At 52.5% G+C, this 14,892-nt stretch carries 12 protein-coding genes and 1 pseudogene; 3 read left to right on the top strand and 10 right to left on the bottom strand.

The features are described 5' to 3' along the window. Positions 1 to 119 precede the first annotated feature (119 nt). Complete coding sequence (locus GZ1_RS15975; RefSeq protein WP_060788874.1) at positions 120 to 1,307, bottom strand: IS701 family transposase; 1,188 nt, start codon at positions 1,305 to 1,307, stop codon at positions 120 to 122. A 301-nt stretch (positions 1,308 to 1,608) separates the two neighbouring features. Between GZ1_RS15975 and GZ1_RS19055 the strand changes: the two are divergent. Beyond that, positions 1,609 to 1,737 (top strand): annotated as a pseudogene (locus tag GZ1_RS19055) (IS982 family transposase); the annotation flags it as partial. Between the two features lie 78 nt (positions 1,738 to 1,815). Here the strand turns inward: GZ1_RS19055 and GZ1_RS15970 are convergent. After that, entirely contained in the window at positions 1,816 to 4,359 is a 2,544-nt protein-coding gene (locus tag GZ1_RS15970) for a restriction endonuclease-like protein (RefSeq protein ID WP_060788873.1), read from the bottom strand. Beyond that, positions 4,328 to 6,007 carry an MrcB family domain-containing protein gene (locus GZ1_RS15965; RefSeq protein WP_060788872.1) on the bottom strand — a complete coding sequence of 560 codons (1,680 nt, stop codon included), beginning with the start codon at positions 6,005 to 6,007 and terminating at the stop codon, positions 4,328 to 4,330. Before GZ1_RS15965 ends, GZ1_RS15970 begins: the two co-directional genes overlap by 32 nt. Positions 6,008 to 6,436: 429 nt before the next feature. On the opposite strand from GZ1_RS15965, the gene GZ1_RS15960 reads away from it, so the two are divergent. Continuing rightward, positions 6,437 to 7,204: a DODA-type extradiol aromatic ring-opening family dioxygenase gene (locus GZ1_RS15960; RefSeq protein WP_060788871.1), complete on the top strand. Its 768-nt coding sequence runs from the start codon at positions 6,437 to 6,439 to the stop codon at positions 7,202 to 7,204. 234 nt (positions 7,205 to 7,438) lie between these two features. Here the strand turns inward: GZ1_RS15960 and GZ1_RS19695 are convergent, their stop codons facing one another. Together GZ1_RS19695 and GZ1_RS15950 are read right to left on the bottom strand one after the other, a co-directional pair. After that, positions 7,439 to 7,744, bottom strand: coding sequence for a PIN domain-containing protein (locus GZ1_RS19695; protein ID WP_255211314.1), 306 nt, complete (start codon positions 7,742 to 7,744; stop codon positions 7,439 to 7,441). Between the two features lie 199 nt (positions 7,745 to 7,943). Then, positions 7,944 to 9,104, bottom strand: coding sequence for a helix-turn-helix domain-containing protein (locus GZ1_RS15950; protein WP_033006286.1), 1,161 nt, complete (start codon positions 9,102 to 9,104; stop codon positions 7,944 to 7,946). Between the two features lie 583 nt (positions 9,105 to 9,687). On the opposite strand from GZ1_RS15950, the gene GZ1_RS15945 reads away from it, so the two are divergent. Continuing rightward, entirely contained in the window at positions 9,688 to 10,125 is a 438-nt protein-coding gene (locus tag GZ1_RS15945; protein WP_021321283.1) for a hypothetical protein, read from the top strand. A 53-nt stretch (positions 10,126 to 10,178) separates the two neighbouring features. On the opposite strand, the gene GZ1_RS15940 is transcribed toward GZ1_RS15945, so the two are convergent. The 5 genes from GZ1_RS15940 to GZ1_RS15920 form a co-directional block, all read right to left on the bottom strand. Then, positions 10,179 to 11,084 (bottom strand): pseudouridine-5'-phosphate glycosidase, encoded by a 906-nt coding sequence (locus tag GZ1_RS15940; protein WP_060788870.1) that lies wholly within the window; start codon positions 11,082 to 11,084, stop codon positions 10,179 to 10,181. Next, positions 11,084 to 11,656 (bottom strand): PfkB family carbohydrate kinase, encoded by a 573-nt coding sequence (locus GZ1_RS15935; protein ID WP_255211313.1) that lies wholly within the window; start codon positions 11,654 to 11,656, stop codon positions 11,084 to 11,086. The genes GZ1_RS15940 and GZ1_RS15935 overlap by 1 nt, the downstream gene beginning before the upstream one ends. A gap of 138 nt (positions 11,657 to 11,794) precedes the next feature. After that, positions 11,795 to 12,907: an IS200/IS605 family element RNA-guided endonuclease TnpB gene (gene tnpB / locus GZ1_RS15930; RefSeq protein WP_060788869.1), complete on the bottom strand. Its 1,113-nt coding sequence runs from the start codon at positions 12,905 to 12,907 to the stop codon at positions 11,795 to 11,797. 99 nt (positions 12,908 to 13,006) lie between these two features. Further along, a complete protein-coding gene (locus GZ1_RS15925; RefSeq protein WP_255211312.1) occupies positions 13,007 to 13,408 on the bottom strand; it encodes a PfkB family carbohydrate kinase in 402 nt (133 codons plus the stop codon). 181 nt (positions 13,409 to 13,589) lie between these two features. Then, positions 13,590 to 14,813, bottom strand: coding sequence for a YeeE/YedE family protein (locus GZ1_RS15920; protein WP_174520694.1), 1,224 nt, complete (start codon positions 14,811 to 14,813; stop codon positions 13,590 to 13,592). Between the last annotated feature and the right edge of the window lie 79 nt (positions 14,814 to 14,892).

Raw genomic sequence — 14,892 nt, 5'->3', positions numbered from 1 at the left:
TTTAGTAAAGTAGCGGTTTATTATTATCAAACTATTTTGTAATATTTTAATTGTATACTGTAGATGAGCATTTTTCATTACAATAATTTCCATGGTTAGAGAGACAAACAGGGTACCCCTTACGCGATACGGAGCTGTTTTTTGATCACATCAATGGGAATATCTTGCTTCGCAGCGTCATAAATGAACTCGACGACGCTGTGGTCTTTCCGCGACCGAAGAAGCTCCAGCCCGGTGGAGAGGTTTTGTCGGGATTCGGCGATGCTGTACACGCAAGCCAATAAAACGGTCACCCAATACCGTTTTACCGCCCGAACGTGACGGACCTGGTATCCATCCAGCTTCAGTTGATCTTTCGCCTGCCGGAAAAAGCACTCGATCGTCCAACGCTGAGCATAGTAACGCAAGATGTCTTCGTCCCCGAGTTCCCGGTCGGTGCTCAAGATGCAATGAAGATGTTCCGGCGCCATCGGCTGATCCGCCTTCCAAGCCAGCAGCACCACCGCGTCATCGAGGCCATGGATCGCCCCCTCATAGCGATACACGCGGTAACGCTCCTGACCCACCGTGACGAGGCGGGTGTCTTGGAGCTCGATATAGCGGGCGAACTGCTTGGCTTGGACGGCGATGCCTTTCGGATAAAGAATCCGGTTCGCCTTGAGCATGGCGATGACATGGAATCCCTTGCTCAAGCAGGTTTCGATGAGCGTTTTGGACGGATACCACGAATCCATGAGCACATACACCGGCTGAGCCCGCTTCACCTTGAGCGAGGAAAGCATCTCGATCGCCAGGTCGATTTTGCTTCTTCCCTCCTTCTTGTCATACAGGCGGAACGCAAATGGGAACGCCTGCGTGAAGGTGTGCACCATCAGCCAAACGAGCGAATGCCCCCAGATCGATTGATGATCTTTATGCGAGTAGTGCCAGTCGCACCCTTGAATGGCGTGCGCAGCCCGTGACGAAGGCTTTGTTTTTTGGCAAATCGTATCATCAATCGAAACAAAAAGGGGTTGATTCTTCCGTTTGGCCAGTCGTTCGACCTGGGAAAGGATCCACTCTTGAAGCTTCCCAAGCAGCCTTTCCTCGTTCCAAGGGCTTTTCGTGAAAAAGTGACTGAGCGTCGTTCGATGATTCGGATGAAAGCTCCAGTAATGAATATCAGTCAATGTTCCCGAGAATCCCTTGGTGGTCAAGGCATCGACAATATGAATGAGATGCTTGATGACCGGTTTGGAAAGCTGCAGCGTCAACCCCAGCGTGAAGAAAAACTTGTGGATTCCTTGGTGATGTGCTAATCTATTCATGAGACATGAACCTCCTTGTGGATAGTTGGTGGTACATCTATTCTAACCAAGGAATCGGGTTCATGTCTCCTTTTTTGTTTAGTTGTCAATTTATGTCAGTGAATTTGCTCATCTACAGTTAACAATTATATTTTCCAAAAAAAAAGTCAAGAAGAATCGCTACTAAAAATTCAACATTACTCGACAAACAAGTTGAACCCGTGGTGCTAGATAAAACTCAGACAAGTATAAAAATAGCCCTTGCTGGCAGATCTCCTGTAGAATGAAAGTGTGACCCATCATTCGAAAGGAGGAATCCCCCATGCAAGAGCACTTTCATTTTACTACAGATCCAACCAAACTGCCAAAACAATATGCCGCCATTTTCTGTTTTGTTTCTGCCCAACTGTCGTTGATTCAAATGTATCTTCATCGTCGCAATCGTCACTTGGATCAAAACGTTTGCTTCCGTAAAAGCGATATTCATAAACGCCCAGAGGAAATGCTACAATGCTTGAGGTGTGCAATGTCATCGCAAAGTTGACTTTTCAAGGTTCATTTTCTGGTCGCACCCCTCCCCCATCATCCCCACCACTTCGCGAAACACGGCCGACGGCTGCCTGCGGAGCAGGTCGGCGGGGATTGTTTTGTGCTTTGCGCCGTTTGTGATGATGAGACGGCCGCTTTCCAGGCGGATGGACACGTTTTTGACGCGGTATGCGGTGATTTTGGACGCCTGATCCAAGTAGCGGGCGTCAAGGTCGAAGCGGATGCGGTCGGACAGCCGCCGCAGGATGCGCCAAAGGACGATTTCGTCGCTTGATTTCATGAACAGTTCCGGCAGTTCTTTCGCCTGTTTGAGCATGTTGAACGTCGTCATCGCATAGACGGCGATGCCGTAGCCGACGGGACGGATGACGTTTTGGAGAAAGTTCCAGCTTTCGACTTCGAAGCGAACGTATTCCTCATCGCTTCGTTTTGGCAGTTCGGCGATGGCCGAGCGTTTGACGATGTTCACGGCGGTGATTTTGCCAAAGCACGTGACCCCGTTTTGCGGGGCGGCTCCTTGTTTCGGGTAAAGGGCGATGTAGCGCGCGTTTTGCCAGCCTTTTTTCAGCTGCTTGACTGGGATGTGGTAGAAGCGGTGCTTCACGTAGGCTTCGTAATGCCGCGCGCTTGGCACCATGCCGACAAGCACATGCTCGTCGAATGCCGACCGCCATTCTTCGATGATCCCTTGCGGCAGGATGCCTTCTTGTTGCAGTTCTTCAGGATTGTTTTCGATCAACCGCTCGATGAACTGCTCGACGAGGCGGGTGGCGTTCGGCAAAAACGGCAGGCCGCCGATGTTGACGTCGTTGATGCTTTTGTACAGCGGGTGCGCTTGGTAGCTGTCTTCGTCATGCCACGGGAACAGCACGTAGGCGCCAAAGGCGGTGCGCTCGTATGGGCCGCCGCGGCGGGCGACAAGCGAATCGCGGTAGCGGTGCATCGTGTTGATGTCGTCTTCCATCGGGCCCGGCATTCCGTACCGTTTTTCATACGCGCTGCCGGAAACGGCGAAATCAAGGCGGTATTTGGCATCGAAAATGTAGTTGAACGTATAGTCTTTTCCCTTCTTTTCAATCGCCAAAACCGTGTCGGGCATTTGCGGGACGGTCGGCAGCCTCCCTTCGTACAGCTGGTACGTGAGCGTGATTCGCTCGCCCGTGTGCGGATGTTCGTACACTTGCTTGGCGGAGCGGGTTTTGTCGAGATGGACGAACAGCCCCAAGCGGTTCACTTGGATGACGTTTTGACTGATGAGTCTGTATTTTTTCCCGAGAAGTTGCCCGAGTTTTAGAAACGTCCAATACTCGTACAGCGTCGCCACGTCTTTGACGGACATTCGGTACAGCGTTCCCTGCAAGGCGAGGCCGCGGGTGATGAGGAGAAACAGCTGATAGGCGTCGCGGTAGCCAGGCGCCATTTGCAGGACGAGGCTCGCAACAGAGCGGTCAAGCCGCCCGATCGGCCGCCAAAAGGAGTGACGAAGCCGAGTTTCGAGCGCGCGGATCATCGATTGGATGCGCTCCAGCAAATCCGGATCCGGTTCTGTTTCGTACCGCTTTTGTTTCCCTTGCACGTGTTCGAACAAATCGCGCAGCTTCTCGACAAGGCGCGTCATCATCCATTTGACGAACCGGTTTTCGAGCGTGTCGTACGTCAGTTCTTGTTTCGCTTTGAGCCCCGATTGCGGCATGACGGTTCGACTTCCAATGTCGATGCCGCGTTTGACATCGCGGAACACATGCGGCCGCTTACGCAAATCATTCCGTCCTGCCGCATCCAAACGGCCGAGCTGGTCGCCGCGCACCCTCACATGGACGGTCGACAGTTGATGGTGCGGCTGCCGCTCGATATGGCGAATGGCCTGCAAAAAATCGCCGATATGCGCCTCCATAAGCCGGAAAAATTCGCTTCGGGACGGCGCGCCGCTGCGCTTCGCCTTCGCCCGCTGGTACGTGCGCTTGATAAAGTGAAACGCCAAGTTGTAAATTTCTTCGCTCACTTCATCAAGCAGCCGCTGGTAGTCTTGTTTGTAGGTCAATTTCGTCGGGAAAATTTCGATCGTCACGTCCAAAACGGAGCGGTGGCCGTCGCGGATTTCGAACGTCGACAGCCCGACTTCATTCGGGAAGTGAAGATTTCCCATCAACACCGCCTGTCCACCGATGTCAACACGGCTGATGGCGTTTCTCAGCGCTGGCGACTCATGGTAAAAGGAGAGCACCCGGTCGGTTTTCGGAACGACAAGCAGCTGATAGATGCCGTTTTCAAAGAAAATCGGGCGGTGGCCGCCCGACCAGTCGACAAGCGCCCCCGCGTCCACGTCAAACAGCTTGACGTTTCGCACCCCTTCGCCGCTCGCGAAAAACTCCATCGTCTCGTGGAAATCGAGGCGGCGGTACTGCTTAAGCCCTTCGTATTGTTCATGGTACGGCTTTCCTTTGATTACGAGCGTGAGATGGTTCGTTTCGATATGGACGAGCTCATAGTCGTCACGCCCCAAGCCAGAACGAAGTGAAGCCATCGTCCTCTAACCTCCGCAGCATGCGCCAAATTTTCTCCGCGCTTTTTGGATAGCGGGCGTACGACACATCAAGCGCACCGCTGTAGTCCCCATCCGGTTCAAAACCGGCGCAAAGGACAAACAGCTGCTTGAGCGCCCGCTCGAGCCGCGCGTCGCTTCCTGAAAGGCGCGGCAACATTTTTTGCATGAGGCAATAGTCGAACGCCTTGTCCCATTCCATTAGCTTTCCTTCTTCATTGTAGGCCAGGTAGAAGCAAATTTCGTCGCGGACGCGGTAGCCGATGTGCGCCCCGAGCGGCTCAAGGATGCGGTTGATGTCCACGAGCTGTTTCGTCGCGTCTTCTACCAGCTTTGGATAATCGGCATATACATCTTTCAAATGCAAATACCGCGCCGCGAACAGCTCCTGCCCGACAGGTTGGGGTGCAACGGTCGGCACATCGCGCAAAAAGTCGAGATGGTCGAGACGGACACGGTTGAACTCGATCGTGTTCGCGCGGTCGAGCACTTTTTTGCTGAAGGGGTGGGTCGTCTCGTCCATGTTGACCGTGCCGATGATGTAGACGTTCGGCGGGAGAAAAAGGTCGCGCCCCGCCGTTTCTCGCGGCAGCAGCCGCGACGATACAATGCGCCCATTTTCCCAGCGGCGGCTTTCCATGACGCTCAGCACATCGCTGAAGTAATGCTCGACGCGGGCGAGGTTCATCTCGTCCAACACGACGAAATACGGTTTGTCGGGATGGTTCTCGGCTTCGATGATGACGTTCGCAAGCGGCCCAGGCTTGAACTCGCCTTTAATGTCGACATAGCCAAGCAAATCGGAGCCGTCGTTCCAGTCCGGGCGGACGGGGATCAAGGCGAAGCGGCCGTTGTCTTCCGTGGCGCCGACGCTCTCGGCGAGCCATTGAACGATTTTCGTTTTCCCCGTTCCGGAAATGCCGGATAAGATGACAAACGGTTTCGTTTTTAATGAAAGAAAGAGGTTGGCCACTTCCTCTTTTGTGTAATAAAAACCTTTGGCGGATATGTATGAATGAATATGCTCAACCGCCTCCCGATAGGAAAAGGCCTGCTCGGGCGGTGTCATTGGTTCTGTTCGCTCTACATACTGTCGGTAATAATCGATCATCGTTTCGAGGTCGCGCGCGAGTTGTTCATCGGATGGCAAATCGTCAAACGAATAGGCGATATACGCCGCCACCGACCGTTCGTAGTCTTTCGCCCGTTTGCTTTCGCCAAGACGGATGTCATCATTCGTCCGCACGCGTTCTTCAGCGGGAATGAGTTGGCGGATGTCCCGCTTCACCCGCTCCATTTCGTCTCTCGGCGTCTCCGTCACTCCTTGGGCAAGCGTCAAATAGAGACGGCGCATATCTTCGCTGAACAAGTAGACGATATAATAGCCGCGCTGCGTCGAATCCGTCACTTCTTGGTCCATCACCGCCACCCACGGCACGTCGGTCCAATTCCCTTGACCGACCGACCCTTTCACCATATACCGGTCAGGCGGTAAGAAAGGCAATGTTTTCAACGCCTCTGGAATCGCTCGTGTCACCAGCTGAAACGACCGTCGCTCTTTTGACAGTTTTTCCTGCTTGTCTTGCTCGTAGATGGCCATCACTTCACGGAACAGATCGTGCAATGACATAAGAATAGCTCCTTCGTGCCGAAATGTTTTCTTCGTTTCTATTTTTCTTCTATTCTACTAAAAAATCAGCTCTCTTAACTAGTAAGAGAGCCACTTTTTCGAGCATTCACGGAGGAGAAGCGCGTTGAAGGGACACATTCGTCTTGGTGATATCTCTCTTTCATCTCCCCAAACGCCCGATCGGGTTGGGCGGCGATGAATATGGCGGGAGGCAAGGAAAAGCTCCTCATCGTAAGGGAGACAGAAACGCCTACGAGAAGATTCAAACCTCCATCGCACGGTTTAGGAAAGCGAGTGCATAGAAGAGCGAAAGATGTTTATGCTACACTAGGGATGAGAAATTCCGGCGCCGTTTTTCGGCGAATCGTTTGGAGGCGGCATTAGGCCGCAAGCGGATTTGTCAATATGGTTCAAGGGAGGAATGGAACGATGAGACCCCCCGCCCTATTTCTCGCTCACGGTTCGCCGATGTTGGCAATCGAAGACAATGCGTACACGGCGCTTTTGGGCAAACTCGGGGAAGGAATTCGCCCGCAGGCGGTCGTCGTCTTTACCGCCCATTGGATGACGCGCCAACCGACGGTTTCGGTGGTTGAGGGGACGTATGACATGATTTATGATTTTTCCGGATTTCCGCGCGAGTTGTATGAAGTGGTGTATCCGGCGCGCGGGTCGGTCGAGTGGGCGGAGCGCGTGCGGGAGCGCCTAGGCGGTGTGGCGGAAGTGGCCGTCGATCGGACCCGGGGGTTGGATCACGGTTCGTGGGTGCTACTCTACCGCTTATTTCCGAAAGCGGATATTCCGGTTGTGCAGGCGTCGGTCGTGCCGTGGTGGACGCCGAAGCAATTGTTGCAGCTCGGGGAAGCGCTGCGCCCGCTACGGGATGAGGGCGTGATGATCATCGGAAGCGGCGGGACGGTGCACAATTTGATGGCGCTCCGTTGGGAAGGGCATGCGGAGGCGGACGAATGGGCCGTCGCATTTGATGATTGGCTTCTCAGCCGATCCGCCGCCCATAGTGAAGAGGTGTTCGAGTATGAGAACAAGGCGCCGTACGCCAAGCAGGCCGTGCCGACGCCCGAGCATCTCGCGCCGTACTGGATCGCCTACGGGGCCGGCGATCGCGGCGGGGCGCCGCGCGTGTTGTTCCGTGAGTACCAGTATGGGGGCTTAAGCTTGATGGCGGTGGCGTTTTAAGCGGAAAGCCCGCTCCCTGCTTCAACGCATGGGGCGGGTTGTTTCTTTGATCGAAAACAGCGTTGCTACTGCCCGGAGCACGTTTTATACGTTTGCCCGTTGCCACATGGGTCTTTGCGGCCAGTTTTTGGTGGAAGACGTGGAATGTTCTCAAAGAAAGGCCGTCCTTGAATCGCATCCAGACAGGACCGTTCCCTATTTCAATGCAAAAGGCGCTAGTCTTGTTCAACACGGCTACACATCTTGCAAATGATACTGTTTATAAATTTGGTTCTTCAACCTCGGATGCAAGTGGCAGCTGCACTCATCGGAAAACAACCGGTCAATCAATCCCTTGAATTCTTCCCGTCCGATCAACCGACGCTCATACACGCAACATAAAATTCCTAAAGTTCCCGTATATTCGATGCCATAACTTTCACATGCATTGATGATCCTTTTTTCATTCGATGTGCATACAATCATATCTTGACCGGCAATGGCAATCAGTTCTGCATCATATTCGCTTAAACCTGTCCATTCTGTCAGCAGCTGATACATGAGCCCGTATCCCTCTTCCGTATGCAAAGAGACCGTTTCGTAATCGATTTATCGCAAAGCCGTCCGGATATCGTCAGGAGTCTCATTCCACAAAATACTTTCGGGAACACACACTCGGCCAAACACTCTCGTCAGTAAATCCATCCTGTCCAACTCATAAAAATCGTTTAACACATTGTTGTCCACCACCGCTCTCTTTTTATAAAGCCCCCGTATTTTCTGAACATCCATGCTCCTTATACCATCCCTTGACCATTTCTCTAGCAGTCCGCAAATCGCATCCAAGGATTTCGCATACTTTGTTAATCGTAATGCTCCCCTCAAAATACGCCTGTTTCACAAAATAGGTCAGTTTGCGGTTTTTGGGAATATACTCGATTGGAGCGGGTTCTTGTTCTTTATATCCTTGCTCCCGCAACGTTTTTCGCAAATGGCCGTACGTCCTTCCGGAAATGTATTGTTCATCCAATAAGGCCCTCATGAAGGCTTCAGCACTGACAAAAAATTGGCGCTTAAGCTCCATAATCGTTTCAAGGGTAACATATCGTTTAAAATAATAAGCATATTCCCGCAACTGTTCGCGAGGAATAAGAAAGTAGCTTGCAAACAACGTGGCGACTTTTTCATTGATTTCCCTTCTTGCGCTGCTGTAAGTAAGAGAGCTAAGATCACTTCGGTACTCCTCGCGATGAAAAATAAGATGGCCAAGTTCGTGAATGACGCTGAACCGTTTTCGTTCCTCAGGTATTTCGTCGTGATCATTAAGGAAAATAAAAGCTCCTTTTTCCTCGGAGTAAGCCGATAAACCATCAATTTTTTTATCAATCGTTTTCAACGCGATGACATGTATACCATGGCGCTCTAAAACCGCATAAATATCGCTTGGGATCACATGATCAAGGCCAAACATTTTCCTCGTTTGTTCCGCTGCTTGTCGAATAATGGTTTTATGCTCCTCCGTTAACTCATGATCAACGAGCTTTACTTTATACGTCGGGGGCAAATAAGCAACACTAGCCTCTCCAAAAGAGGCAAGCAGCTCATAATAATCATCCATGATCCGATTCACTTGATTTTGATCAATCAGACGAAAGTTTTCTTTAGGGTTATCCGCGCGAAACATGAAAGAAGACATTGGTTCACGCTGATCATCTGAAGAAACGATCAAATCCTTCATCGGGATATTCAAGTGTCGCGACAGAAGAAATAATTTTGCACTGTCAGGAATTTGTTCCCCTTTTAAATATTTGGCAATCGTTTGTCTCGTCACGCCCATCAATTCGGCTAAATCTTGATTCTTCAACCCCATCTCTTTTTTGACCCGATTTAGATTTTTCGCGATCGTTTGTTTAATCTCCATCATCACACCTCCTTTGTGTTAATTATTTTTAACACAAAATAGAGTCATAAACCGATATTAATGTTAATTTTTATTAACCTTTTCTTTTAACATACCATATCGGGTTGGCATCAATCAACTTTACCATTCATTTTGGGAATAAGCATTGTACATTATTGGTAAACGTTTTCAAATAGGTTTAAGTCTTTGTTAAGCAACAAGCCCGCCTCTCGCTTCCATGCGCGAAGGCAGGCTGTTTTTTTAGCCAAAGTACGTGTACTTGCTTTTCGCAGCACTTTTCTACTTTTCCCGCTGCCGATTTCGCCCGTAGTATCGGCTGGGCGTCGACGTTCAGCTAGCCTCACGACGGGTTCACGATTTCTGTTTTATAATAAGAATACCAATGAAAACACTGACAGCGACAGCGGCCGCAACGATGGTGATCGGCAGCCAGTCAGTGGCAAAAGATGAATACGTGATCATTTCAGCCATAGCAGCGCCCCTCCTTTATCCATCATAAACGAAATCCCGCCAGATTTGAAACTGTTGTTCCTTCTCGCAAACTCGCTTGTTTGATATACTAGAGTGGAAGGAGGTGAAGAGGGTGGAAGAAAAAACGATATTGGCGCAAATTTTGCAAGTGCTGGATTTGTACGCGTCCGATATGCGCAAGCAGTTCGAAGCGCTCCATGAGAAATTCGACTCGCTCCAACGCCAAGTCCAAGCGTTGAGCGAACAAACGAACACGATGAACAAACGCATCGAAGACATGGACAAGCGCATCGAAGACATGGACAAGCGCATGGAAGGAATGAATGGACGTGTGGAAGGAATGGACGGACGCATCGAGGAGATGGATGGACGGTTTGAGCGGCAGATCGCCCAGTTGGAGCGCACCGTGAATGAACGGTTCGAACGGCTCGAAGCGAAACTCGGCCACATCCGCGTCGAACTAGTTGAAACACAAGAAACGGTCGACTTCCACTCCGTCAAAATCGCCCAGCACGATCGAAAAATCCGCCATTTGCTTCACGCTCGATAAATCCTCCACTGCCATCATGCCCCCGCCCTGATGGAAGGGCGGGGGCGTTCGCATCAAGAAAGCTCTCGGGCAAGGTCGGCCGCCAAGGCGGCGTTGTTTTTCACTAAGGCGATGTTTGCTTGCAAGCTTTTGCCTCCGGTTAATGTTTTCACACGGTCAAGCAAAAACGGGGTGACCGCTTTGCCGGTGATGTGCTGCTTTTCTGCTTCCTTAAGCGCTTGTTCGATGATGGCGGTGATATACGACTCCTCAAGCTCCTCTTCTTTTGGGACAGGATTGGCGATCACAACACCGCCGTTTAACCCAAGCTTCCATTTCGTTTCGAGGAACTGGGCGATCTCTTCCACGCTGTCGAGGCGATAGTCGACGCGAAACGAGCTCGTCCGCGAATAGAACGCCGGCAGGACGTCCGTCTGATAGCCGATGACCGGAACGCCGTGCGTCTCGAGGTATTCAAGCGTCAAGCCTAAATCCAAAATTGATTTCGCCCCGGCGCAGACGACCGCGACGTTGGTGCGCGAGAGTTCCTGCAAGTCAGCCGAGATGTCCATCGTCTGTTCGGCGCCGCGGTGCACGCCGCCGATGCCGCCGGTCGCAAATACGCGGATGCCCGCCATCTGGGCGCAAATCATCGTCCCCGCCACGGTCGTCGCCCCGTGTTTCTTCATGGCGACGACATACGGCAAGTCGCGGCGGCTCACTTTTTCTACATCGCGGCTTGTCCCGAGCTGTTCAAGTTCGTCTTCGGTCAACCCGATTTTGATGTTTCCGTTTAAAATGGCGATCGTCGCCGGCACGGCGCCGCGGTCGCGGATGATCTGTTCAACCGCTTTCGCCGTTTGCACGTTTTCCGGATACGGCATGCCATGCGAGATGATCGTTGATTCTAAGGCGACAATCGGCTTTTTTTCGGCCTTCGCTTGAGCGACTTCTTCGGAAAAGACGAGAAAATCATTCATCACTTCGTTCCCCCTTCGCGAAAATACCGCGCATAGGCGGCTTGCAACAGGTGTTCATTCAAAGCGGGATGCACCGTTTCGGCCGTTTGCAGCGTAAGCGCCGCGCTGCTCATCCCAAAGCGGCAGGCGTCTTCCACCGTATGTCCGCCTAAGACGCCGTACAAAAATCCAGCCGCAAAGGCGTCGCCCGCTCCGGTGGCGTCGGTGACCTCAACCTTCGGCGCCGCAATCGCTTCTGTTTCCCCTTGCTTGGTGGCGTACGCGACGCCGTTTGCGCCGCGCGTGACGACAACGTTCTGGGCGCCGGCTTGAAGGATCGGTTTCATGATGTCGTCCGTATGTCCGTCGCGTCCCACAAATTCCTTAGCCTCCGCTTCATTCGTGACAAACCACGTCACACCAGACAAATCGCTGGGCAATCGCTTCACTTTTGGAACCGACACCGTCACAACACAAAGCGGGAGGCGCTCCTTACGGCACTGCTCGATGGTCCACTGAATGGCGTTGCTTGAAAAATTCGTATCAAGCACGACGGCTGAAATCGGGCCGAGTTCGGGCCATCGCTGCTTCATCCACTCGTTTCCCACTGTATCTTGAACGCTCTCCCACCTACGCTTGAGCTTTGAGGTGGGAGATTCTTGGGAACACCCGCCCCATGGCAGGCTGTCCACCAAGCCATCCCCGTGCGTCCCACGGTTGGGCTGCCTTACTTACAAAGACAGCAAACGAAGCCCTTCATTCAGGATATTCCGGGCGGCGTTATGGTCCCGGTCATGTTCGGCTCCGCAGGTGGGGCACACCCACTCGCGGATGCCGAGCGATTTCACCTCGACCTGACGATGCCCGCAGCACGAGCACAATTGACTCGAGGGAAACGTGCTCGCGACACGAACCACCGTCCGCCCGTACCATGTCGCTTTATACTCGAGCATGCGAAGAAAACTCCCCCACGCGGAATCGGAAATGGATTTAGCCAGCTTGCGATTCTTTTGCATGTTCCTAACACGCAAGTCCTCCACGCACACCACTTGGTTTTCGCGGATGAGGCGGGTGGACAGTTTGTGCAGGAAATCGTTCCGGCAGTTGGCGATTTTTTCATGAAGCTTGGCCACTTTCAAACGGGCTTTCTCCCAGTTCGAACCGCCCGGCTTGCGGCGGGACATCACCCGCTGCCAGTAGGCGAGCTTTTCTTCATACCGGCGCCAATACCGGGGGTGTTCGATCGTTTCGCCTGTGGAAAGCACCACGATATGTTTCAATCCCAAATCGACGCCCACTTTCTTGTCGGTTTGGGGCAATGGGGGAATGTCCGTTTCCACGAGGATGGAGACGAAATACTTCCCTGTTCGATTGCGACGAATGGTGGCCGAGAGGATGCGGCCTTGAACCTCACGGCTTTTGGCGAACTTCACCCATCCGAGCTTGGGAAGCTTCAAGCGATGGCCGTCCACTTCGATCGTGGGTCGTCCGTTCTTGGGGTAGTTGCACTGAGCGGTGTACGATTGGTTCGGATGTTTTTTGCTCTTGAAGCGGGGAGCGTTCGACGTTCCATCAAAGAACCGGTCAAACGCCTCGGCCAGTTGCTGCAGCGCGTTTTGCAAGGCGGTCGAATCAGGTGTCTTCAACCATGGAAGGGTTTGCTTTAAGGCGGTCAGCCGCTTGGAGCACTCGTTATAGCCGAGTCCTCTTCCGGTGGTTTCATACGCCTGATTCCACTCGGCCAAAAAGTGGTTGTACACAAATCGGCAGCACCCAATCGTCTCATTGATGAGCTTCGCTTGTTTTTGGGTAGGATACAGCCGAAAGCGGTAGGCTTTATGCATGATCTTCCCTCCTACATCCAGGAACGTGTGTTCTATCCCTATCCATTTTACACCTTCTGTTTTGTTAAGGCAAGAGGAAGAGCGATGACAAATACCGATTCATCCCCCACTTACGCTCACACGTGGAAGTGGGGGTCTTCTCGGTTCAGGATGATAAATGGCCATATCCGCCAAGGCGAGAACCATCTCGCCGTGTTCATCAAGCACCGCTGTATACGTCCCGGTGTTCGCTTTTGGCGTTCGCATGATGAAGCTCGTATTGACATATCGGCTCGTCACGTCAATGAGCCACTGTCCATCGCGATCATCGCCAACGGCGCTGACGAGCGAAACAGTATGGCCAAGCCGCCCTAAGTTTTCCGCCACGTTTCTCGCCACTCCGCCCGCGGTTTGCGTCGTGGTGACGGGATGGGACGTGCCGAGCCGAAACGGAGTGAGCAACCGCGCCTTTCGGTCGACGTTCGCCCCGCCGATGCAGACGATCGAGGCCGCTTGTCGCATGCCTTTTCCCTCCTCTCCCAATGAACACCGCTGTCCTCCTTCCGCTCTCCCAAAACAAGGAAAACGATTTCAAACAAGCAGGCAGCTGCTCTTGTCGAAGCCTCACTGCCCATTGTACCATATGCCGTCCTGCATAAAGAAAGCACCCCGCCAAAACGACGGGATGCCGATGTTCGAACGTTTAGTTTTTGTACGCACAATACGGACGCAACTTGACACCGATCAAGCTGCCAAGGAAAGCAAACACAAACCAAATCCAACCATGGACGCTGAAGGAAGCGATGCCGCTGAAATACGCGCCGATGTTGCAGCCGAACGCCAACCGGGCACCGTATCCCATCATCAATCCACCGATGAGTGCACCGATTGTCATGCGCGTCGGCCGCTTCCATTGCACGGGTTTCGTATAGCGGCCCGCGAGCGCTGCCGCCAATAAGGCGCCGACCATCAAGCTGATGTCCATCACGGTCGTTGTATCGTAGTAGAGTGGATTCGCGAGCGCCTGCCGTTTCGCCTCATCTTGCCAATACGCCCAAGCCGTCGGATCGACACCAAATAGCTGCACGAACTTCGCTCCCCAAAGGGCGAATGCGGATGTGATGCCCCACGGCGAACCTTTGAACATGAGAACAAGCACGTTCATCAGCGCCAATAATAACGCGCCAACCAACAATGACCATGGGCCTTTGTAAATGGTTTTCCATCCGTGGCGGTGTTCAAGCGGTGTCGTCAACAGCTTGCCGTGGCGCCGCTTTTCCATCACCGTCACGACATAATAGACAACCGCCAGCAAAACAAGTTGCAGCAGAAAGCCGCCCCATGCACCAAACGAAGCAATAAGCGAAATCGGATCGACGTGCGGCATACGCATCCAAACATCAAAATGCGTCGTCGCAATGACCGATCCAGCGATAAACCCGATCAAGGTGACGACACCGTTCGTATCACCGCCGCCGATATGGTACAACGTCCCGGACGCGCAGCCGTCGCCAAGCTGCATGCCGATGCCAAACAGAAAAGCACCGACGATGACCGATACTCCCACGCCAAATACATACCCTGACACCGGGTGGCCGAGCGCTGAGCCTTTCACGAGCAGCGGCAAAAACAACGCGCTGGCTGCTGCCATCATGATCATCTGTGCCCGAATGCCTTCCCCTTGGCGGTATAGAATAAACTTTCGCCATGCGGATGTAAAGCCAAAATGCGCCTGGTACAATACAAATCCACCAAACGCTCCCAGCACATACAAAAGCGCCTGTTGCCAGGAAACACGGCTATATAAGAACAACGTTCCACCGATCAATATGAGGCAGGAAACAGCAATAATCCACGCAGTCGGATGTTTCGGGGCGTTCGCTGCTTGTTTCGCGCGAACGTCTCGTTGTTGTGCGGTCATTTCCACGATGCGTTCCCCCTTTTGTTTTGGTTGATGAACGTATTCTATAATACTATAAAACCAATTGATTTTCTACGATTTAAAC

The sequence above is a fragment of the Geobacillus zalihae NBRC 101842 genome, assembly GCF_001544135.1.
GTDB lineage: Bacteria > Bacillota > Bacilli > Bacillales > Anoxybacillaceae > Geobacillus > Geobacillus zalihae.
This window is presented reverse-complemented; position numbering and strand designations above follow the sequence as displayed.

Coding starts and splice junctions, on each gene's coding strand:
- GZ1_RS15935 (WP_255211313.1), bottom strand. CDS start 11,656: ATGAAGCAGCGATGGCCCGAACTCGGCCCGATTTCAGCCGTCGTGCTT.
- GZ1_RS15950 (WP_033006286.1), bottom strand. CDS start 9,104: ATGGAGATTAAACAAACGATCGCGAAAAATCTAAATCGGGTCAAAAAA.
- GZ1_RS15965 (WP_060788872.1), bottom strand. CDS start 6,007: ATGTCATTGCACGATCTGTTCCGTGAAGTGATGGCCATCTACGAGCAA.
- GZ1_RS15970 (WP_060788873.1), bottom strand. CDS start 4,359: ATGGCTTCACTTCGTTCTGGCTTGGGGCGTGACGACTATGAGCTCGTC.
- GZ1_RS15940 (WP_060788870.1), bottom strand. CDS start 11,084: ATGAATGATTTTCTCGTCTTTTCCGAAGAAGTCGCTCAAGCGAAGGCC.
- GZ1_RS15960 (WP_060788871.1), top strand. CDS start 6,437: ATGAGACCCCCCGCCCTATTTCTCGCTCACGGTTCGCCGATGTTGGCA.
- GZ1_RS19695 (WP_255211314.1), bottom strand. CDS start 7,744: ATGTATCAGCTGCTGACAGAATGGACAGGTTTAAGCGAATATGATGCA.
- tnpB (WP_060788869.1), bottom strand. CDS start 12,907: ATGCATAAAGCCTACCGCTTTCGGCTGTATCCTACCCAAAAACAAGCG.
- GZ1_RS15975 (WP_060788874.1), bottom strand. CDS start 1,307: ATGAATAGATTAGCACATCACCAAGGAATCCACAAGTTTTTCTTCACG.
- GZ1_RS15925 (WP_255211312.1), bottom strand. CDS start 13,408: ATGCGACAAGCGGCCTCGATCGTCTGCATCGGCGGGGCGAACGTCGAC.